The sequence below is a fragment of the Emticicia sp. MM genome, assembly GCF_001649495.1.
The window spans coordinates 37973-61988 of the sequence record NZ_LXHX01000113.1; the positions used below are offsets into that span (position 1 = coordinate 37973).

15 protein-coding genes are annotated in these 24016 nt (G+C 37.0%); 9 read left to right on the forward strand and 6 right to left on the reverse strand.

Annotated elements, in window-relative coordinates:
* Window positions 1-171 precede the first annotated feature (171 nt).
* Window positions 172-879 carry a hypothetical protein gene (locus A6M55_RS15170; RefSeq protein WP_064198372.1) on the reverse strand — a complete coding sequence of 236 codons (708 nt, stop codon included), beginning with the start codon at window positions 877-879 and terminating at the stop codon, window positions 172-174.
* Between the two features lie 242 nt (window positions 880-1121).
* On the opposite strand from A6M55_RS15170, the gene A6M55_RS15175 reads away from it, so the two are divergent.
* From A6M55_RS15175 to A6M55_RS15190, 4 genes are all read left to right on the forward strand, one after another.
* Window positions 1122-3869, forward strand: a complete 2748-nt coding sequence (locus A6M55_RS15175) for a DUF1553 domain-containing protein (protein WP_064198373.1) — start codon at window positions 1122-1124, stop codon at window positions 3867-3869.
* Window positions 3870-3982: 113 nt separating this feature from the next.
* Window positions 3983-4300, forward strand: coding sequence for a low molecular weight protein tyrosine phosphatase family protein (locus A6M55_RS15180; RefSeq protein ID WP_064198374.1), 318 nt, complete (start codon window positions 3983-3985; stop codon window positions 4298-4300).
* A 46-nt stretch (window positions 4301-4346) separates the two neighbouring features.
* Window positions 4347-5249: a sugar phosphate isomerase/epimerase gene (locus tag A6M55_RS15185; protein ID WP_064198375.1), complete on the forward strand. Its 903-nt coding sequence runs from the start codon at window positions 4347-4349 to the stop codon at window positions 5247-5249.
* 169 nt (window positions 5250-5418) lie between these two features.
* A complete protein-coding gene (locus tag A6M55_RS15190) occupies window positions 5419-6372 on the forward strand; it encodes an aldo/keto reductase (RefSeq protein WP_064198376.1) in 954 nt (317 codons plus the stop codon).
* Between the two features lie 72 nt (window positions 6373-6444).
* Here A6M55_RS15190 and A6M55_RS15195 read toward each other — a convergent pair whose 3' ends face one another.
* Window positions 6445-7347: a DUF4835 family protein gene (locus A6M55_RS15195; protein WP_064198377.1), complete on the reverse strand. Its 903-nt coding sequence runs from the start codon at window positions 7345-7347 to the stop codon at window positions 6445-6447.
* Window positions 7348-7379: 32 nt separating this feature from the next.
* Window positions 7380-8576 carry a bifunctional phosphopantothenoylcysteine decarboxylase/phosphopantothenate--cysteine ligase CoaBC gene (gene coaBC, locus A6M55_RS15200; protein ID WP_064198378.1) on the reverse strand — a complete coding sequence of 399 codons (1197 nt, stop codon included), beginning with the start codon at window positions 8574-8576 and terminating at the stop codon, window positions 7380-7382.
* A gap of 231 nt (window positions 8577-8807) precedes the next feature.
* Between coaBC and A6M55_RS15205 the strand changes: the two genes are divergently transcribed.
* Complete coding sequence (locus A6M55_RS15205) at window positions 8808-13733, forward strand: translocation/assembly module TamB domain-containing protein (protein ID WP_064198379.1); 4926 nt, start codon at window positions 8808-8810, stop codon at window positions 13731-13733.
* Window positions 13734-13825: 92 nt separating this feature from the next.
* Window positions 13826-16183 carry a BamA/TamA family outer membrane protein gene (locus tag A6M55_RS15210; RefSeq protein WP_229235548.1) on the forward strand — a complete coding sequence of 786 codons (2358 nt, stop codon included), beginning with the start codon at window positions 13826-13828 and terminating at the stop codon, window positions 16181-16183.
* 83 nt (window positions 16184-16266) lie between these two features.
* On the opposite strand, the gene A6M55_RS15215 is transcribed toward A6M55_RS15210, so the two are convergent.
* From A6M55_RS15215 to A6M55_RS15225, 3 genes are all read right to left on the reverse strand, one after another.
* Window positions 16267-16572: a DNA-directed RNA polymerase subunit omega gene (locus A6M55_RS15215; protein ID WP_064198380.1), complete on the reverse strand. Its 306-nt coding sequence runs from the start codon at window positions 16570-16572 to the stop codon at window positions 16267-16269.
* A 78-nt stretch (window positions 16573-16650) separates the two neighbouring features.
* A complete protein-coding gene (locus A6M55_RS15220; RefSeq protein ID WP_064198381.1) occupies window positions 16651-17577 on the reverse strand; it encodes an outer membrane protein assembly factor BamD in 927 nt (308 codons plus the stop codon).
* A 113-nt stretch (window positions 17578-17690) separates the two neighbouring features.
* Window positions 17691-18473 carry a transglutaminase family protein gene (locus A6M55_RS15225; RefSeq protein WP_064198382.1) on the reverse strand — a complete coding sequence of 261 codons (783 nt, stop codon included), beginning with the start codon at window positions 18471-18473 and terminating at the stop codon, window positions 17691-17693.
* Window positions 18474-18946: 473 nt separating this feature from the next.
* On the opposite strand from A6M55_RS15225, the gene A6M55_RS15230 reads away from it, so the two are divergent.
* From A6M55_RS15230 to ppk1, 3 genes are all read left to right on the forward strand, one after another.
* Window positions 18947-20740, forward strand: a complete 1794-nt coding sequence (locus A6M55_RS15230; RefSeq protein ID WP_064198383.1) for a kelch repeat-containing protein — start codon at window positions 18947-18949, stop codon at window positions 20738-20740.
* A gap of 12 nt (window positions 20741-20752) precedes the next feature.
* Complete coding sequence (locus tag A6M55_RS15235) at window positions 20753-21571, forward strand: leucine-rich repeat domain-containing protein (RefSeq protein WP_156511081.1); 819 nt, start codon at window positions 20753-20755, stop codon at window positions 21569-21571.
* Window positions 21572-21695: 124 nt separating this feature from the next.
* Entirely contained in the window at window positions 21696-23990 is a 2295-nt protein-coding gene (ppk1, locus tag A6M55_RS15240; RefSeq protein ID WP_064198385.1) for a polyphosphate kinase 1, read from the forward strand.
* Window positions 23991-24016: the final 26 nt, after the last annotated feature.

Below are 24016 nucleotides of genomic sequence, written 5' to 3' on the forward strand. Positions count from 1 at the left end.
GTTTTGTTTATTTTATGATTGATAACCATTGAGAGAGGGGCAAACCTCCTACTGGTTTAGGTAATTTTGAATTTGTTATAATAGTTGTTTTGGTTTCATATTGTTACAAATTGTTTTAAATAGTTTAGTACAACAATTATGCAACATCTGAAACAAAATCCAACCTTACTTTTACTTCAGATACTTTTTCATATTCTCAACATCTTGCCCAATTTGGCCAATTAAATCACTGTATGTTGCATGAAAATCGCTCAAGGTTGTTTCAATTTTCACAACTGCTTCCGAAATCTCGGCTTTCATTTTACCCATATCTTCTTGGTGAGCCGCAATTTCTTGTGTGAGTTTAGCGATTTGCTCACCTTTGGCTTTAATGGTAGCATCAAGGTCGGCAATGGCTTTTTCTTTACTTCCAATTTGCTTTTGGCGTTGAGCATTAACCGATTCTTGAAACTTCGAATCTTCGGTCTTCAATACATTCAAATAAAACTGTGCCGAATCATTCAAAGCCTGACTCGAAACCCCCATCGCTTGTGCCGCTGCATAAGCCGAACTGTATCGGGTAGCTTCATCCATTGGCATTTTAGCAAGGGTTTGCAAAGATTTTTTGTACTCTAAATAATCAAACCCAGGCTGATTATTTGTTTCCATTGCTCCAAACAGAATCTCATAAAACTTATCCGAAACTTTGCCCGTTGGCGTTACTACCTCAGCTTTTGGAGTTGTTACTACGGGTTTGGTCGTGGCCTCAGTTTTTGCAGGAGTAGCTTCGGCAGTTTGCCCTTCGGCAGGGCTCTGAACAATAAAAATACCTTTCAGTTTTGATAAAAAATCGCTCATTGTTTTTCTTGCTTTATGCTTTAGGCAGTATGCTTTAAGCATTTTTGAATCATTATTTTATGTTAGCTTACAGCCTAAAGCCTATTGTCTAAAGCAGTAATGCGATACAAACTTTTGGGTATTTCGAGGATTCTACAACTCATTTCATACAATCCAAGCAAAAGGTGTGTCGAATGGCTAAATTTAGTGATGATATTTTGAATATAAATTATTCTCACAAAATATTTATATGAAATCAGCACGAAAGTCTTAAATTTGTAAGACCCATACTTGTATAGACATCTATGAAAAGTTCAAAAATATTTCTACTTAGTGCTTCCATTGCGGCTCTCGTTGGCTCAATGGCTTTTAGCTTCAATCCATTTAAAGATGAAGTTGATTTCAATACTGAAGTAAAGCCGATTTTAAATAAACACTGCGTTGCGTGTCATGGTGGTGTAAAAAAAGCCGCTAATCTCAGTTTTTTATTTTCGCACGAAGCTATTAATACTAAAGGAAAATCGGGAAAAATTGCGATTGTGGCAGGCGATGCAGAGCATTCAGAATTCTATAAACGCCTCATTACGAATGATTTAGATGAGCGAATGCCTAAAAACGAAGAGCCGCTCAAAAAAGAAGAAATAGAGATATTAAAAAAATGGATTGATGGCGGAGCAAAATGGGGCGAACATTGGGCCTATCAGCAACCCGAAAAGCCAAGTGTTCCATCGGTTGGCGGATTTTTTGCTCGAATCGGACTATTTAAAGATGACGAAACCCGTTTTGCTAAAAACGAAATCGACCATTTTGTGCTGGACAAACTAAAAAAAGAAGGACTTTCGCACTCGCCCGAAGCTGAAAAAGGCACTTTGCTACGTAGAGTGTATTTGGATTTAACTGGCCTCCCTCCTACCGAGCAGCAATTACAAGATTTCTTAAAAGATGAATCGGATGATGCCTACGAAAAAGTTGTAAATAAACTTCTGGCTTCACCAGCGTATGGCGAACGTTGGGCGGCTATGTGGCTCGACTTGGCTCGCTACGCCGATACGAAAGGCTACGAACGTGATGTTTACCGAAACATTTGGCGGTATAGAGATTATGTAATAAAATCTTTCAACGAAGATAAGCCTTTCGACCAATTTACGATTGAACAACTGGCAGGTGATTTACTACCCAATCCAACTGATAATCAACTCGTTGCGACAGCTTTCCACCGAAACACCATGACTAATGATGAAGGTGGAACAGTGGATGAAGAATTTAGAGTAGCGGCTCTAATAGACCGAGTAAGTACAACGTTTGATGTTTGGCAAGGCACTACAATGGCTTGTGTGCAATGCCATACGCACCCATACGACCCTTTCGTGCATGATGAATATTATAAAACGATGGCGTTTTTTAATAATACTCGTGATGAAGATGTAGTAAGCGAAACACCTTATTTGAGGTTTTATAAAAAAGAGGATTCAAGTAAAATTCAAGAAGTAAAAAAATGGATTTTGAGTAAAAGTTCACCCCAAAAAGCCCAAGAGTTTGAGCATTTTGCCCGAGTTTTAGAACCGAAATTCAATTCACATGATATTGAACAACTATCGCCTGTCACATCTTCATTACTTGATGCTAAATATTTGGGGCTTCAACACACTGGCTATGGAAGACTACGAAATGTTACGCTAACTGGTAAAAACAGAATGTTGATGACCTTCAATACCGGCAACGAAAAAGGTACCCTACTCGTGAGAGATAATGCTTTAGATGGTAAAATTTTGGTAAATATTCCGATTTTCAAGACCCGTGATACTGTAATGTTTTATAATTTACCGAAGCTGGAAGGCAAGCATGATTTGTATTTTGTATTCACAAACCCAAAAACACCAAAGGAATGGTTACAAATCAAATGGGTGGCCTTTCAAAACACATTTGCAGAAACAGCAGACTATCAAAGCATTGAAACAAAATACAAAGAAATCCTAAATGCAAAAGCTGATTACAGTCCAATTTTGATAGAAGGCTCTGGGGATTTAGCACGCAAACAACATATTTTTGAACGAGGGAATTGGCTCGTGAAAGGAAAAGAAGTAAAACCCGATGTCCCGAAATATCTGTCTTCGATGCCAAAAGAATACCCTCGAAACCGACTGGGTTTTGCTAAATGGTTGGTCGATGGTAGAAATCCACTTACTTCGAGAGTGATTGTAAATCGTTTTTGGGAACAACTTTTCGGCACTGGTATTGTAGAAACTGTTGAGGATTTTGGCACACAAGGTTTCACTCCTTCGCATCCAGAAATGCTTGATTATCTGGCCATTACATTTCAAGATGATATGAAATGGAGTGTGAAAAAACTACTCAAAATGATGGTAATGTCGGGTACTTACAGGCAATCTTCGACAGTCAATCAAACCCTGCTCGATAAAGACCCTACAAATAAGTTTTTGGCTCGTGGTCCAAGAATTAGGCTCACAGCCGAGCAAGTTCGTGACCAAGCTTTGCTCGTCAGTGGACTTTTATCGCAGAAAATGTACGGTAAAAGCGTCATGCCTTACCAACCTGAAGGAATGTGGCAGTCGCCGTGGAGTGGAGAATCTTGGAATACTTCAAACGGCGAAGATAAACATCGACGAGCGATTTATACATTTTGGAAACGCACTTCGCCGTATCCTTCGATGATGTCGTTTGATGCACCGAGCCGAGAATTTTGCCAGTCGAGACGCTTACGGACGAATACGCCTTTGCAAGCACTTGTAACCCTCAACGACCCTGCTTATGTAGAAGCGGCCCAAGAGTTGGCAAAAAGTATGTTGAAGAAAGGAAAAACACCCGAACAGCAAATTCAGGCAGGTTTCAATAAAATTATGATGCGAGATATTGACAGCCGTGAGTTAAAAATATTAACAAAACTTTATCAGCAAACTGAGCAGCAATACCGTAAAAATCCTGTGGAAGCGTATAAATTCTTTGGTCGCTCAGATACTTCACCAGCTTTGGCGGCAATGGCAGTTACGGCCAATGCTATGATGAATTTAGATGAAGTGGTGACTAAGGAATGATGATTAATTAAGAATGTAGAATTGAGAATTAAGAATAATAAATTATCATTCACGAATACAAATAACTTATAATCAATACTATATATATATCATTAAAATGCCTTTATTGTTTCATGAACCTACTTTTTGTATGCAGCAGAAACCAATGGAGAAGTCCAACGGCCGAGGAAATTTATAAAAATAATCAAGAACATCAAGCAAAATCGGCTGGAACAGAGCCTTCGGCACGCATAAAAATTACCGAAAAGTTAATCAACTGGGCGGATATTATCTTTGTGATGGAAAAGAAACATAAAGACCGTATCAATCAAAGATTTGCTACGGTGGTCGATGAAAAAGAATTAATTGTCTTAGATATTCCTGACGAGTATCAATTTATGGATGAAGAATTAGTAGATTTAATCAAACTTTCGGTTTCGCCTTATTTATAAAATCAGTACTTTTAAAATTCAATCTATCAAAACCTACGATAAACTTATGGAAAGAAGAGAATTTCTTCAAAAAGGTGCATTGGCACTGGCAGGTACAGCCGCTTTTTCGAGCGATTTATTTGCTGCAAAAAAAGAAAAACATGTAGTGGGTGTGCAGCTCTACTCTATCAGAGAAGACATGAAAAAAGACCCACTTAGCAGCCTAAAGAAAATAGCCGAAATGGGTTACACACACGTTGAACATGCCAATTATATCGACCGCAAGTTTTATGGGTATTCGGCCAAAGAATTCCGCAAAATTTTAGATGATTTAGGGCTAAAAATGCCAAGTGGACATACCGTTATGGGTAAAAAACACTGGGATGAAACAACAAAAGATTTTACTGATTCTTGGAAACAAACAGTAGAAGATGCAGCCATTTGTGGACAAAAATATGTCATTAGCCCATCACTCGATATTAGTATGCGTAAAGATTTAGAGCAATTAAAATACTTTATGGATGTTTTCAATAAGTCGGGGGAACTTTGCAAAAAATCAGGTATGAAGTTTGGCTACCACAACCACGATTTTGAATTCAGTCTAAAACTCAGTAGCATTAAGGTTTATGACATAATTATGCAAAACACCGACCCAAGTTTGGTTGCTCAACAGCTTGACATTGGTAACATGTACGGTGGTGGCGGACGTGCTGCCGATTTACTGAAGCAATATCCTGGTAGATTTGAATTAATGCACGTAAAAGACGAAATCAAGAGTGCAACCGAGCATATTGGCTGGGAAAGTGCAATTCTCGGAACGGGCGTTATCGGAGTAAAAAATATTATTGATATGGGCAAAAAATCGGGAGGAACAACACAGTTTATCATCGAGCAAGAATCATATCAAGGCAAAGCTCCGCTTGATTGCATGAAAGAAGATTTGGCAATCATGAAAAAATGGGGCTACTGAAATAATGGTTAATTTTTAATGATGAATTGTGAAAACATTACTCCAATCTTTTGGTTTTGAAATCAGAACCTTGGTGTAATTTAGTTGAAAACAATTTCAATTAAATATCATAAAAAGAGGAGGCTAAAATCTCCTCTTTTTCTATAAAATCACTTCCAAAGAAGAAAATATGAAATATTTAAATTTTAAAAATGGAGATAAAATGCCTGCTTTGGGCTTAGGTACGTGGAAATCGGCCAAAGGAGAAGTTTATAAAGCAGTCAGAGAAGCTATTACGATTGGTTACCGACACTTTGACTGTGCCTTTATTTACGGCAATGAAGCTGAAATTGGCCAAGCCATTGCCGATGCAATCAAAAATGGAGAAGTGAGCAGAGAAGAACTTTGGATAACTTCAAAACTTTGGAATAATCGCCACCGAAAAGAGGATATTCAAGGAGCTATCGAAATTACGCTTCGTGATTTACAATTGGATTACCTCGACCTTTATCTTATTCACTGGCCAATCGTTCTCAGAAATGATATTGATTACCCACAAAGTGGCGAACACTTGGTAAGTCTCAAGGAAGTTTCTCTGACCGAAACATGGCAAGGAATCATTGATTTACAAGCTAAAGGCTTAACCAAACACATTGGGGTTTCTAATTTTAGCATACAAAAAATAGAGCAAATTACAGCTGATACGGGTGTTTGCCCAGAAGTTTTGCAACTCGAACTTCACCCATTTCTTCAACAAAAAATCATTTTAGAATTTGCCAACGAAAATAATATTATTCTGACAGGATATTGTCCACTCGGTTCGGCTGATAGGCCAGCAACCAGAATTGTAGCAGGCGAACCCAAACTTTTTGAGAACCAAACAATTCTTGATATTGCATCAGAAATTGGTTGTTCGCCAGCACAAGTAATGCTTGCATGGGCAGTTTGTAGAGGTACATCTGTCATTCCGAAATCAGTCAATCCGCAGCGGCTGGCACAGAATTTGGAAGCTGCCGATATTGCCCTTTCTCCATCTCAACTGGAAGCGATGAATGCTCTGGACCAGCATTATAGATATATCAAAGGAGATTTTTGGTGTTTAGCAGGCAGCGATTATACAATTGCTAATCTCTGGGACGAGTAAAAGTAAAAAGCCGTTGTTTAGAAAATCGAGCAACGGCTTTTATTTTATGGCACATATTTTAAAATTTCAAAACTACTTCACCAACTTTCTATAAAGCTCGGTCTTTGAAGGGTCAACGGCTGATAATACGGCGAATGCTTTCTGCTTTTCATCTTTGGTAGCTTCCGAAAAAACATTGACCATTTCTTGGTTTTTGGCATTCATAAAACTCGTCAACAATACCGAATTAGTCTTTAGTTTTTGCATCTCTCTTATCGAATTCAGTAAATCTAAAACTTGTTTACGACCGCCAACTGGGTCAATCGTAAAATTATCAAGTGCAATGCGGTGATACGTATAAAGTCCTTCACGGAAAGGCAATAATTGCTGATTTTGTAAATTTTCTACCAACCAATAACGATTTCGTTGGTCGCCTGACTGCTCCCAACCGCCTTGACCAGCACTTGAAGCCAAGTTTGCAATATTATAAGCACGCTGTAAATATGGATTCCCGCCTAATTTACTAAACGAGTCATAATCAACCGTGAGGGCAATCAATGAATAAAAACCCAGAATCGACGTAAGATTATTCGTAAAAGTGAGTTCGTTGAAATTCATCTGACGGTCTTCGGGGGTAAACGAAATATTAAAATTTCTATCTACATAACTCAACACAATACTTTCGTAGGTTGCATTATAAACAGGACGAATTACCTGAAATTGAGCATTTCCTTGATAGACATTCTGCTGTGGAGATTTCGTAAACGTAATAATCAAATTGCATTTGATGCGTTCTTCTTGGCTATAAATATCATTTGTCCAGCGTTTTCCATTCATAAAATCGCTGATGGCGGCTTTCATATCAACAAAAACTTGTTTTTCGGCGGCTTGCTGCGACTGTAACTGGTCAGAAACAATCGTTACGTTACAGTTAAGCTCTTGGGCATAAGTGCCTAATGAGCAGCTTATTAGAACACATAATATAAGTTTTTTCATTGGTTTTATGGATAATTTTACTGAAAAGGCTTCTAAAATTTCCTTTTTACAGTTTCCAAAATATCTTGTGCAACTTCTTTTTTTGTTTTTAAATCAAAATCAAAAACATTGCCTTCTCGGTCAATGATTTTGATTTTGTTTGTATCATAACGAAAACCCGCTCCATTATCTTGTAATGAATTCAAAACCACGAAGTCAAAATTTTTGCGTTCGAGTTTTCCTTTAGCATTTTCAAACTCATTATCGGTTTCGAGAGCAAAACCTACAATTATCTGACCAGCTTTTTTCTGCTGCCCCAGCGTTGCGGCAATGTCAGTGGTTTTGGTCAGCTCAATGTTAAACACATCCTCTTTTTTCTTAATTTTTTTATCGGCTACGTGCAGCGGTGTGTAATCAGCAACGGCGGCTGATAGCACCACAATATCGCTTTCTGTAAAATATTTGGCAGTTACCTCAAACATTTGTTGTGCCGATTGTACTTTTTCAACTTTCACACCTTTGGGCGATGTAATCGAAACTGGGCCACTTACGAGTGTAACCTCTGCTCCTGCCATCTCGAAAGCTTCAGCAATTGCGAAACCCATTTTGCCCGAAGAATGATTACTAATAAACCGCACAGGGTCGATTGGCTCTTGGGTTGGGCCTGCCGTTATCAATACTTTTTTTCCTTGAAAAACAGGTGTTTTAAAAAAATGACGAGTCAATTCATGCACAATTTGTTCGGGTTCGGCCAAACGACCCTCGCCAACCAAACCGCTTGCCAATTCACCAAATTCGGCATTGATGATTTGATTTCCATAGGAAGTCAGTTTACGTATATTTTCAATAGTACTTGGGTGTTTATACATATCCAAGTCCATTGCGGGAGCAAAAAACACCGAACATTTAGCTGATAAATAGGTGGCTATCAATAAATTATCACAAATCCCATTCGCACATTTTGCGAGTGTATTGGCCGATGCTGGAGCAATAATCATCAGATCTGCCCAAAGCCCCAGCTCTACATGATTATTCCATTCCCCCGAATCTCCTTTTGTGAAATTGGATAAAACGGGGTTCTTTGAAAGGGTAGAAAGCGTCAATGGCGTAATAAAATCTTTGGCAGATTCGGTCATAATAACTTTCACTTCTGCCCCTTCTTTGACCAATAATCTAACCAATAAAGCCGATTTATAGGCGGCAATACTTCCCGAAACACCTAATACTATTTTTTTATTCTTTAAGCTCAATTGTATGTCGTTTGAATGGTTATCTGATATAATTTGCTTTATCCGTGTTATTCACGAGAAAGTGTTTTCTTGATACACTGGGCATACCACAAATAAATCTAATGGCACGATTTTTTTGGTATTTAACAATAATTCACAAAATTGTAACAATTCGGAATAAAAATCAAAAGCTTCATGCTAAGTATTGATTTAATTCGTTAAAAGTACGTAGTTTTTGGTTAAATTTGTTTGATGAAACGACTTCTCCACATAATAATATGGGTTTTAGTTGGAATTTCTTTGTTGATAGGCGGTATTGTTATGTATATCCAATCGCCCACTGGACAAGATTTTCTGACAAAAGAGATAGTTTCGTACCTACGAAAAAAACTTCATACAAAAGTTGAAATTCAAAAAGTTAGGTTTGATTTTCCTGACTGGATTTCGCTCGAAAATGTTTATATCGAAGACCTCAAAAAAGACACACTTATTTCGGGCAAACGCATTTATCTTGATATTGATATGCTGGCCTTGCTTCAAAATCGAGCCGACATTAATCAAGTCGAACTTCAAGGTATTCGCTTAAAAGTTAATCGTGTTCTTCCAGATACTACTTTCAACTTTAATTTTATTCTCAAAGCATTTGATTCGGGAGCCGTCGAACCAAAAACACCCTCAAAACCATTTGATGTGGGCATGAAAGCCGTGAAACTGCAAAATGTGCATATCACCTACAAAGATGCTGTTTTGGGAACGGATGCCGATGCAAATTTTGCTTTTCTGGAAACAAAATTCGACAAATTTAATCTCAATCAATCGCAATATCACCTCGCATCTATTAACGGAAATCAAGGTTCGGTTATTCTCAATTTATATAAACCTTTAGAAAAAACTGCCAATATTGAAACCCCACCAAAATCAGATTCAGATACGCTTGATGTAAATTTCAAAAAACTCAATTTGAACAATATCAGTTGGTTGTTTGAAAGTAGTGAAGACGGTATCAGAAGTGGTGGAAAAATCGATACAATGCAGGCCGAAGGCGATAAAATTTACTTAGAAAACCAAGAAATCAAACTACCGAAAATTTTGCTAAGTAATGCTACTGCTTTTGTAGAATTTGCTAATACAAGTCAAAAACCTACTCAAACGCTTAGAAAAGATACTACGGAAAGTAAAAGTTGGACGTTGAATTTGGGTGAAATTGAGGTTAAGAACACTAATCTTCGCTACGATGATAATAATACTGCTTCTCAACCAAAAGGACTCGACCCAGCACATATTGGTATAGAAAATTTAGGCTTCAAACTCAATAAATTTATTTTTGCTCAAAACCAAATTTCAGGAATCTTGCAAAATACTGCATTCCAAGAAAAAAGTGGATTGAGTGTTCAGAATATTAGTTCAGCTTTCAGCTACACCAATAAAGCCCTGATTTTAAAGAAATTAATTATCAAAACTCCGAATACCTTATTGCAAGATGAACTGGCAATGCAATATAATTCGGTTGATGATTTTAGTAAAAACTTAGGCAACGTTGGCATAAAACTCAATCTAAAAAAGAGCCAATTGGCAGTAAAAGATTTATTAATTTTAGTGCCATCATTGGCCGAAAATCCAACTTTTAAAGGTAAAACTAACGAAATAATAAAGGTAGATGGAGCTGTAAGTGGCCGAGTAAATAATCTCGTGGTATCGAAATTAACTGTTGATGGATTCGGAGAAACACATTTGCAGGTCAAAGGTAAAATCTTGGGCTTACCCAATACCGATAAAATGGCACTTGATATGGAACTCGGTGCGTTGAGCATGACCAAAGCCGATATTCTACGCATGGCAGGCGATAGTGCGATTCCGAAAAGTATTGAGTTGCCACAATTTGTGAATCTTGAAGGCAAGATAAAAGGTAGTTTACAAAATTTAGCACTTGATGCTTCACTTGATTCTGATTTAGGTGGTGCGGCTTTTAAAGGTACACTAAAAAATATAACTGCCGAACGAAATCAGATGTATGATGGAAGAATCACCTTACAAGAATTTGATTTAGGAAAACTCACCAAACAACCCGAAAATGTAGGCAAACTTACGCTCGATGCCACAATAAAAGGCACAGGTTTCGACCCGAAAACAATGAACACGACCGTTGATGGAATTGCCCAAAAAGCAGTCGTAAAAGGTTATGAATACAATAATTTGGCAATAAAAGGCACAATAAAAGACCAAATAGCAGATTTTAATGCGTCGGTCAATGATGAAAATGCGAAAGTAGCAATAAATACAAAAGTTAATTTGGCCGATGAATATCCAGCCATCGAAGCAAAAGTAAATATTGGTGAGCTTGACCTTAATAAACTCAAACTTTATGCTGGAAGTTTGAGTCTGAAAGGTGATATTGAGATGAATATGGTTTCGACAAATCCCGAAAATCCACTCGGTAAAATCTTGATAAACAACGCTATTTTAAGTAAAGATGGAAAAACAATTCCGCTCGATAACATTGATTTGGATATTCGTAATATCAACAACCGAAGAGACATTAGCCTGAAATCACCATTTTTGAATGCCCAAATTGATGGAAAATTTATCTATACGCAATTGAGTGATATTTTGTTGACCGAAGTCAATAAATACTTTGCTTTGCCTGATATTGCCTATCAGCCCATCACAACGCCTTATGATTTGAGCATTAACGCAAAACTCAATAACCATCCGATTATCAAAAGTTTTGTTGTGGGAATTACAAAATTAGATACTATCAGCTTCAACGCTCAAATCAATAATCAAAGAGATACCACGCTGCAAGCCAATATTTTCATTCCACAAATTGAATACGATACTTCGAGCATCAACAATGCCCGATTTAAAATATTCGGAGCAAATAATCGTGCCGAATACGAAGGAAATGTATCTCAAATTCTATTCAGCGATTACCGTTTTCGTCGTCTTTTTGTAGGCGGTGAAGTCGAAAATAATGTTTTGAACTTAAACCTTCTTGCCAAAGATTCACTCAATGCAAGTCGCTACGGTTTGGCAGCAAATCTTCGTTCGATTGATAAAAAACTAAGGCTAAACCTCGCCACAAAAGGCACATTAATTGACTACCGAGCCTGGGAAGCCGATTCGACTGGCTATCTCGAATACAGTCCCGCAGGTATTTATATCAATCATTTACAGCTCCGACAAGACAAACAAAGACTTACTATTAATAGTCAAAATAGCACACCCAATTCGCCGCTTAATATTCAGATTGATAGCCTTAATATCAAGCCATTTGTCACAATTGCTACGCAAGATTCAACGCTGGCGGGTGGTACACTCAATGGTTTATTTAAGCTCACTGACTACATGAATGCTCCCGAATTTACGGGCGATTTAGCTATCAAAAACTTTGTATTTACACAAATTCCAATCGGAGATTTAAAAGTAAATGCCACCAACGAAACTTCTGATAGAATCAACGTTTTGGCAAGTATTCTGGGAAATAATAATGATGTAAACGTCAAAGGAAATTATCTTTTGAAACAAAAAAGACCGCTTGATTTTACAATAGACATCAAGAAGATTGGAGCAAAAACAGTAGAAGCCTTTAGTTTTGGGCAATTAAAAAATGCTCGTGGAAACCTAAGTGGCTCTCTCAATCTGAAAGGCGAACCAAGCAAGCCCGTACTTGATGGAGCGATAAAATTCGACACGGTTTCATTTAGTTTGGCTCAATTAGGAGCAATCTATCGCATTCAAAATCAATCAATGAATTTCAAAAATAGCGTTATTTCTTTCAATAAATTTATCGTTGCCGACACTTTGGGGCAAAATATGAGCATCAATGGGAATCTTTCGCTTCAAAACATTCCAAACTTTAATTATAAACTTAACATTGATACCAAAAACTTTATGGTGCTAAACGGTAGCCGTAAAGACAATGATTTTTTCTACGGTAAAGGCTTCGTTGATGCCAATTTGAATGTGCAAGGAATTGGGTCAAAACCCGCTATCGAAGGAAGTGTAAAGTTGAAAAATGGCAGCGACATTACGGTGCTTCTTCCCGACCGAGAAATCGACAAAGCCGAAACTGACGGAATTGTAGAGTTTGTAAATTTAAAAAATCCAGCCGCTGAGAATCTCTCCAAAGCAGATTCGAGTGAACTGGCCGCCACCTATGATTTCGTAGAAGAAGTTTCGCTCAATATTGAAGTAGATGATAAATCTCAACTAACGATTGTGGTTGACGAACTCAACGGCGATAATATCAAAGTAAAAGGAAATGCTCAACTCAATACGGGTATCACACCAAGCGGGCAGCCTTATGTTTTGGGGCTTTATGAATTGACTTCGGGTAGCTACGATTTATCGTTTCAGTTTTTGAAAAAAGAATTTGCCATCAAGAAAGGCAGTAACCTTCTCTGGACTGGCGACCCAATGCAGGCACAAGTAGATATTACGGCTATTTACAATATCGATGCCGAAGTGCCACCAGTAGCATCAAGTGCTACCACCAAAAAGACTAAAGTTCCGCTCGAAGTACAATTAAAAATGAGTGGAAATCTTTCAAGCCCTGTAGTTGATTTTAAAGTGGTGGTGGCTGAAAATGCTCCCACCGACTTGGCAAATGAGCTCAATAAAGATGGTAGCTATCTGAAAAACCTCGAACAAAATCCTGTTGAGATGAATAAGCAGGTTTTTGCACTCTTGGTTTTGAATAAATTTTTGGGCGAACAATCAAGCGATTTCTTTTCGGGGATTAACCCCGAAGCCATTGCCCGCCAAAGTGTGAGTAAATTGCTTACTGACCAACTTAATTTATTGGCTGGCGATTTGATAAAAGGTATCAAACTTGACTTTAACCTTAATTCAACTTCAATGAATACTGATGCAGGCAATAAAGCCCGTACAGATTTAAACGTTGGTTTGAGTAAGGCATTTTTAAACGACCGTCTGAAAGTTGCCGTTGGACGTAATTTTCAACTTGAAAATACGACTTCGGCCGCCACTTCTACCGAAATCGTAGATAATATTTCGCTCAATTATAGCCTCAGCAAAGACGGACGTTATTTGTTTAGTGCTTATCGCAAAAACCAGTACCAAGCCATCCTTGATGGTTTTGTGGTCGAAACTGGGGTAGCATTTACGCTCACGCTCGACTACGAGTACTTTAAAGAGTTATTTGAAAAGAAAAAATGAGAAATACCCCACCCCTAACCCCTCCCCGATGGAGAGGGGAATATATTGGAAGTTATATTTTTTCTTTTTTTAAAAACGAAAAAATAGTTTACTTGACTTATCTAATTTTAAGTCTATTTCTTTTAGTGTTTTTTAGTTCATGCTCCGTAAGTAAGTATATTCCGCAAGGAGAAAGTCTATATACAGGAGCAAAAATAAAGACCACGACCGATTCAAGTTTTACTAAAAATGAAATCAAAGTTCTCGATGAGCAGCTAAAGACCATTATTCGCCCAGTTCCAAACAGTTCAATTTTCGGATTTCCGTATAAAGTTTGGTTTTATTATGTAGTTGGCGAGCCTAAGAAAGAAAAAGGAGTAAGAAATTGGTTTAGAAAAAAGTTTGGAGAAGCACCCGTATTGGCCAGTAAAAGAGCTGTAAATGTAAATACCGAAATTATCAGTAACTATTTGAATAATGAAGGGTATTTTCGCTCTACTGCTACTGGTGAATTAATTATTAAAGGCAAAAAAGCCGAGGCCATGTATGTGGCAAATGTGAAACCTCGCTACACAATTAGTAAAGTAGAATTTATACAGAAAGACACTTCGGCTTTTAGTAAAAGTTTGATGCAAACAAAAGCTGGTTCGTTATTAAAAGTTGGAGAGCCTTACCGATTCGATAATATAAAACTGGAGCGTGACCGCATTGATAAAGCCTTGAAACTCAACGGCTATTATTATTTTCGCCCCGATTTTCTAATCATCAAGGCTGATTCTAACCAAAATACTCGACAAGTAAATCTTTTTCTCGAACTCAAACCTAATATTACTCAAACCTCGCTCAAGCAATATACCATCAAAGACGTTTTAGTTTTTGTCGATAACTCCGATAGTACCAAACAAAAAAGTGTACAAATAAGAAAAGGATTAAGTGTCTTTGACACAAAAAAAGCATTTAAGGGGAAGGTATTCAACGATGCGATTGGCTTCCGTAGTGGCCGACTATATAATAGCCAGACGCATGATGCTTCGCTTTCGAGACTAATTAATTTACGTAACTTTAAATTCGTAAAAAATCGTTTTGAGATGGTCAATCGCTCCGATTCGGCACTAATCAATGTTATTTACGACCTAACTTCGCTCAAAAACAAATCATTACAAGCCGAATTTAATGCACTTACTCGCTCTAATAACCTTGCGGGTACTCAGTTGGGGGTAAACTGGTTAAATAGAAATATTTTCAAAGGTGCAGAAATTCTAAAAATTGGAGTCAATACTGGCTTTGACTTTCAACTGGGAAACAAAATAAACGATGAAAACCTGAACAGTTATTATCGTTTAGCTGGCGATGCCGACCTGACTTTTCCGAGATTTTTATTGCCTTTTTACAAAGTAAGAGCAGGAAGAAATCAGGCTTTACCCAAAACTAATATCAATTTGGGTTATGAGCGTTTGGTACAAAAAGGAGTGGGTATTAATGATGATAAGAGTATTTATCGCTATAATCAATATACAATTACCTCGCTACGAAGTTCATTAAGTTATAATTTAAGAAAAAATGCCGCCGTAGAACATAATTTTACGCCTCTTTCAATTAACCTGATTAGGCCAAAAAATATTAGTGAAGAATTTGTTGATAGAATTTTCAGAAGCAGTAATATCCAAGATTTATTACGCTACGATCAAATTCTAATCACAAGATTAATTTTGGGCGGTCAGTATAACATCGTTTATACGCCTATCCAAGCACCGAAAAGTAGGCACTATTTTTATTTGAATGCAGGTTTTGATATTGCGGGAAATCTTGCTGGTCTTTTTGTAAAAAAACAAGCGGATGATTCTAAACGCATAGCCAATACAATCTTTGAGCAGTACGCTCGCGTCGACTTAGAAACTCGATATTATTTAGATCTTACTCCCAATATACGATTAGCGAATCGGGTAATTTTGGGTTATGGTTTACCTTATGGAAACTCTAAAAGTTTACCGACGCAAATCAAGCAATATTTTGTGGGTGGAAGCAATAGTATTCGGGCCTTTAGGGCAAGGTCGATTGGGCCTGGAGATTTTGATGTTATCGGCGATAGCACCTCAATTTTTACAACAGCTTATGGTGATGTTAAGCTCGAACTCAATTCTGAACTACGCATAAAAGTGAGTCAAATTATCAACTTGGCTACTTTCATTGATGCTGGAAATATTTGGCTGGCTAAATATAACGATGCTCTTGGCTACTCTGAGAATAGTGTTTTTGGTAAAAACTTCTACAAACAACTGGCTGTTGGTGGTGGACTTGGACTACGCCTTGATTTTACTTATGTGAAACTCCGTCTCGACCTTGCCACGCCATTCTGCAAGCCGTGGCTACCCGAAGGTGAGCGTTGGGTAGTACAAGAGATCAAGCCTTTTGAGAAAGCTTGGCGAAAACAAAATCTGATTCTAAATATTGCGGTTGATTATCCATTCTGATTTATCCATATACCAAAAAAGGAAGACTTCGCTTAGAGCGAAGTCTTCCTTGAAAGAACTTTTAAAAGACTATTTATCTGAAATTACTCAGCGTCTTTCCAACGATATTCTACTTTATCTTCCATAAACTCTTCTAATGCAACTGAAGTTGGTTTTGGCTGACGCTCATAGAATCTTGAGATTTCGATTTGCTCACGGTTTTCAAAAATCTCTTCTAAATTATCAATATTTGAAGCGAATTCACCCAATTTCTGAGTTAATTCTTCTTTTGTTTTTACCGCCACTTGTCTGGCACGTTGCGATGCAATATATACCGACTCATAAACATTACCTGTTTTAGCGGCTAATTTATCAACGTCTCTTGCAATGATTGAAGGATTTATTGCCATATTTTATGTTGCCCCTTACTTTCAAAGGAACTTTATTTTTGATTTACTTATAATCTATATTTACAAAACACTTATGTGTCAACTTTTTCCTGCCTTTTCTTCTTTTTTGGTGGCAGCATCTTCTTTTTCCTTCGCCACTCTTGCCGCTTCTTTAGCTTTTAGTTCTTTTACTTCTTGTTCGTACTTAACGGCTTTTTCTAAACCTTTTGTCGAACCATCATATACTTTTTCAGCTTGCTTGATGTATTTGCTTTTTGGATATTTATCAATAAAATCTTCATAGAATTTCAAAGCATCAGCAAAGCGTTCTCTTTGTTTATTTTCAAAACTTACGGTTGCCAAATCATATTGAGACTGTACTTTCAAAAACGATAATTCCTCAATGTATTCTGAATCAGGAAAATCTTTTTGGAAATTATCAATCGCTACAACCGCCGCTTTAAAGTTAGCAATCGTTACGCCGCTTGTTTTGTAATAAAGTTTTGCTTTTTCGTAGGCTTTTTCTTCCAAACGGTGTCTCAAATCTTTCAAATCTTGATTACAGCTTTCGGCATATTTACTTTCAGGATATGAATTAATGAAAGTCTGTAAAGCATCAATAGCTGTAAGCGTACTTGATTGGTCGAGATTGAAATTTGGCGAATCTTTGTACATCGAATTGGCGTACATATAAAATGCTTCTTCGGCCATTGGGCTATTTGCGTAAGTAGCATAAAAACTCTTAAACAAATAGGCACTCATGCTATACTGCTTTTGCTGATATTGAGCATAAGCATTATAAAACTGGGCGTTTTCGGCGAGCGAATCACCTTTCAACAACGGAATGATTTCTTCAAAAAGTATGCCTGCTTTGTAGAAGTCACCTTTTTTGTAATAATCATTAGCAGCTTTATATTTTTCTTCGGTAGTTCCTTTCTTTTGCAGTTTCATAAACTTGCTTGAACAAGCCGAAAACAACAAAACACTAACAAACAACAGGGCGATATGAGGTCTTTTTAAAAACATGGGTGCAAAGATAATAAAAATGCTACGTTTTTGTAACGAATTTTGCAGCTTAATTATTTCTGATGGTTAAAATATAAGTTGTTTGGGGCAAAAATAATGAATAATTCACCGATTTATGAGACTGCTTCTACTGATACTTGCATATTATTGAGATAAATATCGCCAAATTGAGTAGCAAAAGCCACATCGCTGGCATCACGCCCGTAAGCCAAAACTACTCGATTTCCTTTGGCTTGTGCTTGGGTAGCATCAAAAGTAAACCATTGATTTTCAAGGTAAACTTCAAACCATGCGTGCATATCCATTGGGTCAAGTTCATGTAAATAACCTACAACCATTCGGGCAGGAACATTAATAGCTCTGCAAAGGGCAATACAAAGATGAGAGAAGTCTCTGCATACACCTATACGGCTCAGATTAATATCGCAGGCCGATGAAGATGAAGAACTATATCCATACTCATAGACTACATTGCTCCGCACCCATTGACAGATTGCATTGACTTTGTCATAGCCAGTCTGAAAGTATTGCGTGATTTCATCGGCCATAATCAAAAACCTGTCAGACTCGCAATATCGACTTGGTAATAGATAAATTAGTGTAAAATCAGGTAATTGCTCAATTGGTAAGGCTCGTGCCGCAAAGTTTACATCAATTGTATCTGAAGTTTCGACGAGAGCAGAAGTCTGAATCGTAAAGTTTCCAATTGGACTCAATAATCTTTGGCACAGGTTACCATAAATGTCTTGGTATTCGGAAAAAATAGTATTTGGATAAATAGAGAATTGTTCAGTTAAAATTTGCTGAGCAGCTCCACTTTGTGGACGAAGCATCAAAATTAAAGGAACCTTTTCGGGACATTCGTAATCAATCTGACAAGCTACTCGTAATTTCATTGAGGCTATTTAAAAATATCATTTTTGTAAAGATAGTTCTTTTTAATCGAAATATCTTCTTTTGAATCATTACTAAATTATAAATCGTTATACCCACGAAATGTGTACATAAAATTAGGACAATAATTTTATTTTTAATCAAATAAAAAGGGTCTTAAAACCGTTATTTATTCAAAAATTGCCTATTTGAATAAGAAATTTTAGAGACTTTTCCTTGAATCTTAATCATTTTTATCTTAGTTTTGTTAACGAAAACAAGTTGAACTGCGAAAAACTACAAGCTATTATTATTTAGTTTATAATTGTCGTGCCTCCAAAACTTGTTACCTGTAAATTTTCTAATACCGCAAATGCCTAATTCTAAAAGCGTAGCTTTTACTGTACTTTCCTGTATAAAATCTAAGCAAACTATCTTCTTCATTTTTTTAAGTGCTATCTCTTTGAATTGTTTTTCACAAAATCAATGGACTTGGATGTCTGGATATTTAGTAAGCGATGCCACTTGGATTTTCCCTCGCCCCTTACCTTCACCTTTAAGTGTTCGAGGAGCACCCTGGGTTTTAGACAGTGCCATTAAACCTTCGGTCAGAGAACATCCTGCTGGTGGTATTACAAATAATAATGAAATTTATGTTTATGGAGGTGCTTCATTGGAATCTGAATATTCATCTGATTTTTGGGTATATGACATTTCTCAGCAAAAGTGGGCTTTTATTTCTGATTTAGGTTGGCAAAATATTGTTGGGCCGATTGGGCAAGAAAGCAGTACTGCTCACCCTGGTGGCAGAAACAGAATGGCATCGGCAGTTGACAAAGATGGAAACATTTGGTTTTTTGGTGGACTTTATAGAGATAAAAATACAGCTGAAACATATACTCGTTCTGACCTATGGCGGTATAATACAACGTCAAAAAAATTTACTTTTTTTGACGAATATGCTGGTTCTCAAAGTAAACCGAGCGATAGATATAGAGCCAGAGCATGGTTTGATAATGACAATAATATGTGGATGTACGGTGGAGCAGTTGATACACAAAGCGGTTCGCTATCGTATAATGATTTGTGGAAATTTAATACTACAACTAAAAATTGGACGTTTATCAGTGGCAATAAAAACCAACCATTCTGTAAGGATTGTCCCAATGGAGTATATCCTGGTACTGGATACAATCCCACAATACAATATTATCCTCGTGCAAGGTCAGACTATGGGTATTGGCAAGATAATAGCGGTAATTTCTGGATTTATGGTGGCTATGCCGAATCTCATGGAGTAGATGAATACGGTGACCTCTGGAAGTTTAGCCCTACCACCAACGAATGGACGTTAATCTCAGGAAATGAAGCCTTAAATCCTCCACAAACTGCCACAAATCCTGGTTCGAGAAATGCACCTTATTGCTGGGTAGGGAGCGATAGTAAATTGTATATGACTGGTGGTCTAAGACAATACTCATCTTTTTTGAGAGATATTTGGCGAATAAACCCCACTACAGGCAATTGGGAGGCAGTAAAAGTAGATAATATGATTAATAATACTCCCGTATCAGCAGGACTTAAAGTCGAAAGTACAACTAATATACCTGGTGCATCGGTCAATACACTTAATCATATCACAACAGGCTCACATACATATATGTTTAGTGGTTATGGTATGGGGTCAAACAATCTTTTAGGCTTTACGGGTGCTATGTGGCGGTATTCTTTGGATGGGTACGATGCCAACTTAGTACCTATTGCCACCCCAGACTCACTCGTTTTACCTTATAGAGATTCTATTGCATGCAATGTTAAAGCAAATGATTTACCCAAAGCAGCTTTCAATAATTTAACTTTCGATTTAAACATAAATCTTGCGGGTATCCAGAGCAGCTACACAACTCCAAATGGAAAATTCTCGGTTGATAGTACTGGTATAATATGGTTTAAACCTACCTCTCAAAATTTTCTTGGAACCGACTCTCTAAAATACACTTATCAAAATTCGGCAAAGTATGTTTCAAATACAGCCCGATTAAAATTGAAAATCTATAAATGTAATACTACAGTCTTGAGTCTTACATCGCCAGATAATGATATTAGTAGTGGCATTTACCAATATAATAATAATGAATCAGCTAAATTATCCAACAAAATAAACCCTGTTGGAGAAAATCACACAACCATTAAAGTGAATGCTGCCACTTCGATTTTATTTCTCCCAGGTCTTTCAATCAATTCTAATAGTGGTTCAACTTTTGAAGCCATGATAAATGGCTGCAATTAAAATAGTATGACAATGAAAAAATATTTTTATTCTTGTTTGGTAGCCTTTGGCTTCGTGATGGCTTGTAGTTCTCGCACTATCAAAATCGACCCAAATATCATTCTTATCAAAGACAGCAATTTTGAGAAAGCATTAATTGCTCAAAAAATTGACTCTGATAGCACCATTAATGGACAAATAAAAAAAACAGACGCCGAAGACATTAAGGTTTTGAGTTTACCAAATCTTCAAATCAAATCTTTGATTGGCATTGAAGGCTTTAAATCATTGACATACTTAGATTGTTCACTAAATCAAATTGATAATCTTGATGTAACTCAAAATAGTGCCTTAGAATCGCTTGATTGCTCTTCTAACCTTCTAACAAGCATTGATTTGAGTCGAAACCTGAATTTAGCCGCTCTAAATTGTGTGAATAACCAATTAAAAGATTTAAGCATTCAAAGCAAACAATTATATGCACTTAATGCGAGCAATAATTTACTCGTTACGATTTCTGTTGATGCAGCTACAAGACTCTCAATACTTTATTTATCGAAAAACCAACTTAAATCACTTAATCTTGTGAATAACTTAGCCTTAATGGAATTAAAGTGCGACAATAATAAACTGACCAGCATTGATCTAAGTAAAAACACTAAATTACGCATTTTAGATGTTTCAAACAATACGCTATCAGCCCTTGATTTATGCAATAATTCTGAAATACTCAAGCTAACTTGTTCTTCAAACAACATTGCCAAGATTACGATTCCTAAAAGAATTCAGTCAATTTTCGTAAATAATACTGCTGTAATTGATAGCAAAACAACATACTCTACGTGCGATTAACGGATAATTTCAGCCACCATTAAAATACCATTAGAATTGATCGTCTAACGTTAAATTATTATTAAATTCTTGAATTTTACACCATTTTTGACTTACTTCGCAGAACACATTTTGTTGTCGAGCGATGGAAGAAAATATAAAAAACGCACCCAATGACAAAGGCTCGAAAAGTAGCCTTTTTTCATTTTTAAATGGGTTAGTACCCAGTAGTAAAAATAGCGAAACAAAAGGTATTGCCGAAGATTCAAAAATCAATCGCTATGCCGATAGTATTGAACAATCGAATTATTTGAGCCGTGATCTAAGTTGGCTGAAATTCAACGAGCGTGTACTTGACCAAACTCGTGAAAAAGACCTTAACTTATTTGAACGATTAAAATTTTTGGCCATTACAGCCTCAAATCTTGACGAGTTTTTTACGGTTCGATTGGGTAGCCTCTACAATTATCTTGATTTCAACAAAGAACGTATTGATTATTCTGGTTTACGTGAAATTCCTTTCCGAAAAGCCCTTATGCTTTCGGTGAAACAATTTTGCCAAGAACAAGACCGTATTTTTAAGGAAGAGCTAAAGCCATTATTTTCGGAATACAAGTTTAGGATTGTAAAAATCAGTGAACTTTCTCCGAACGAATTAGAAGAAACCATTGCGTATTTCGATAACACCGTTTATCCAATGCTTACGCCAATGCTCTTCGACCACACACACGCTTTTCCTGTTTTGATTGCCAAAACCTTGATTTTTGGCGTTGTGACCGATGCTAACCGCTCAACGCTTTTCCCTGATGATAGCGAAAATAAGAAAATTTCGTTTGTACAAATCCCGAGCAATCTACCGAGATTTTTTCCGATTGAGCGTGGTGAGGAAATTTTGTTTTTACCAATCGAAGAAATTGTTCGTCATGAGATAAAAAAACTTTATCGAAACATCGAAATTCAATCGGTCAATTTGTTCCGAATTGTACGGAACGGAGATTTTACGCTCGAAGAGTCCGATGATATTGAAGCCGATTTTGTGGACGAAATCAAGCAAAAAATCAAAAGTCGTCGATTGGGCCGAGTGGTTCACATGGAAATTGAACCAAATCCAAACGAATGGATGCTTACGATGCTCCAAAAACGCTTCGAAATTGACAAGTATAACATCTTTTTCGATGAATGTTTGATAGACTACACTTGTTTGTGGCAAATTATCCGCCATCCCGAATTTCAAGAAGACATCAAGCCCGTGCATCCCCCAATTACACATCCAAGATTAAGAGATAAAAACGCTGACATTTTTGAGATAATTCGTGAAAAAGACTTGTTGTTGCACCATCCGTATAACAATTTTGAGCCTGTGCTTCAACTCATCGAAAAAGCAGCCGAAGACCCTGATGTTCTGGCTATTAAATTAACGATTTACAGACTTGCCAAGAAATCTCGTGTTACTCAGGCCCTTCTGAAAGCGGCCGAAAATGGTAAACACGTATCAGTTTTGTTTGAAATCAAAGCACGTTTTGATGAAGAAAATAATATTCGTGAAGCTGATCGACTTCAACGTGCGGGCTGCTTCGTAATTTATGGCATTGGTTGGTATAAAACCCACACCAAACTCATGCTTATTGTACGAAAAGAAGGTAATAAAGTAACCCAATACGCTCACTTGGCCAGTGGAAATTATAATGAAGACACGGCAAGACTCTACACAGACATTGGCTTGCTAACGAGCAATCCTACTTATACGAAAGATATTTCGGAGTTTTTTAATGTAATCACAGGACATTCACAACCCGCCGATTATCATAATCTGATTACATCGCCTCGTGATATGCGTAATAAACTCATTGAAATGATACGCAATGAGGCAACCAATGCCCAAAATGGCTTACCGAGTGGCATTTGTATCAAACTCAATTCGTTGGAAGACCAGTACGTAATCAATGAACTTTACAAGGCGTCACAAGCTGGAGTAAAAATCAAACTGATTGTGCGTGGAATCTGCTGTTTACGCCCTGGACGTAAGGGCTTGAGCGAAAATATTACGGTACGCTCAATCGTTGGTCTTTTCCTCGAACACGCTCGCATTTTCTATTTTCATAATAATACTCATCCGAAACTGTACGGTGGCAGTGCTGATATTATGGTAAGAAGTTTTGATAAACGTATCGAATCATTGTTTGAAATTGTTGATGAAGATGTTAAACGTCAAGTCATGCACATTTTGGATTTTAACCTCAGAGACAACGTAAATGCCTATGAACTTCAAGAAGATGGAACTTACAAAAGAGTAGTATGTTCACTTTCTTCCGAAGAATCAGCATTTGATATTCACCAACGATTCTTCGAAATAACGGAGCAGCAATATGAGCCTATATCGTTATTTTCTAATGAAGTGGAAGTTATTGAAGAAACATCCGAGATTGAATTAGAAAGTTAATCGCATGAAATAATTTTCGATAACTA

What these genes read in the sequence shown, in the direction of transcription:
- A6M55_RS15170 (WP_064198372.1), bottom strand. Translation starts at nt 879, where the DNA reads ATGCTTAAAGCATACTGCCTAAAGCATAAAGCAAGAAAAACAATGAGC.
- A6M55_RS15185 (WP_064198375.1), top strand. Translation starts at nt 4,347, where the DNA reads ATGGAAAGAAGAGAATTTCTTCAAAAAGGTGCATTGGCACTGGCAGGT.
- A6M55_RS15225 (WP_064198382.1), bottom strand. Translation starts at nt 18,473, where the DNA reads ATGAAATTACGAGTAGCTTGTCAGATTGATTACGAATGTCCCGAAAAG.
- A6M55_RS15195 (WP_064198377.1), bottom strand. Translation starts at nt 7,347, where the DNA reads ATGAAAAAACTTATATTATGTGTTCTAATAAGCTGCTCATTAGGCACT.
- ppk1 (WP_064198385.1), top strand. Translation starts at nt 21,696, where the DNA reads ATGGAAGAAAATATAAAAAACGCACCCAATGACAAAGGCTCGAAAAGT.
- A6M55_RS15230 (WP_064198383.1), top strand. Translation starts at nt 18,947, where the DNA reads ATGTCTGGATATTTAGTAAGCGATGCCACTTGGATTTTCCCTCGCCCC.
- A6M55_RS15205 (WP_064198379.1), top strand. Translation starts at nt 8,808, where the DNA reads ATGAAACGACTTCTCCACATAATAATATGGGTTTTAGTTGGAATTTCT.
- A6M55_RS15235 (WP_156511081.1), top strand. Translation starts at nt 20,753, where the DNA reads ATGAAAAAATATTTTTATTCTTGTTTGGTAGCCTTTGGCTTCGTGATG.
- A6M55_RS15220 (WP_064198381.1), bottom strand. Translation starts at nt 17,577, where the DNA reads ATGTTTTTAAAAAGACCTCATATCGCCCTGTTGTTTGTTAGTGTTTTG.
- A6M55_RS15215 (WP_064198380.1), bottom strand. Translation starts at nt 16,572, where the DNA reads ATGGCAATAAATCCTTCAATCATTGCAAGAGACGTTGATAAATTAGCC.
- A6M55_RS15180 (WP_064198374.1), top strand. Translation starts at nt 3,983, where the DNA reads ATGAACCTACTTTTTGTATGCAGCAGAAACCAATGGAGAAGTCCAACG.
- A6M55_RS15190 (WP_064198376.1), top strand. Translation starts at nt 5,419, where the DNA reads ATGAAATATTTAAATTTTAAAAATGGAGATAAAATGCCTGCTTTGGGC.
- A6M55_RS15175 (WP_064198373.1), top strand. Translation starts at nt 1,122, where the DNA reads ATGAAAAGTTCAAAAATATTTCTACTTAGTGCTTCCATTGCGGCTCTC.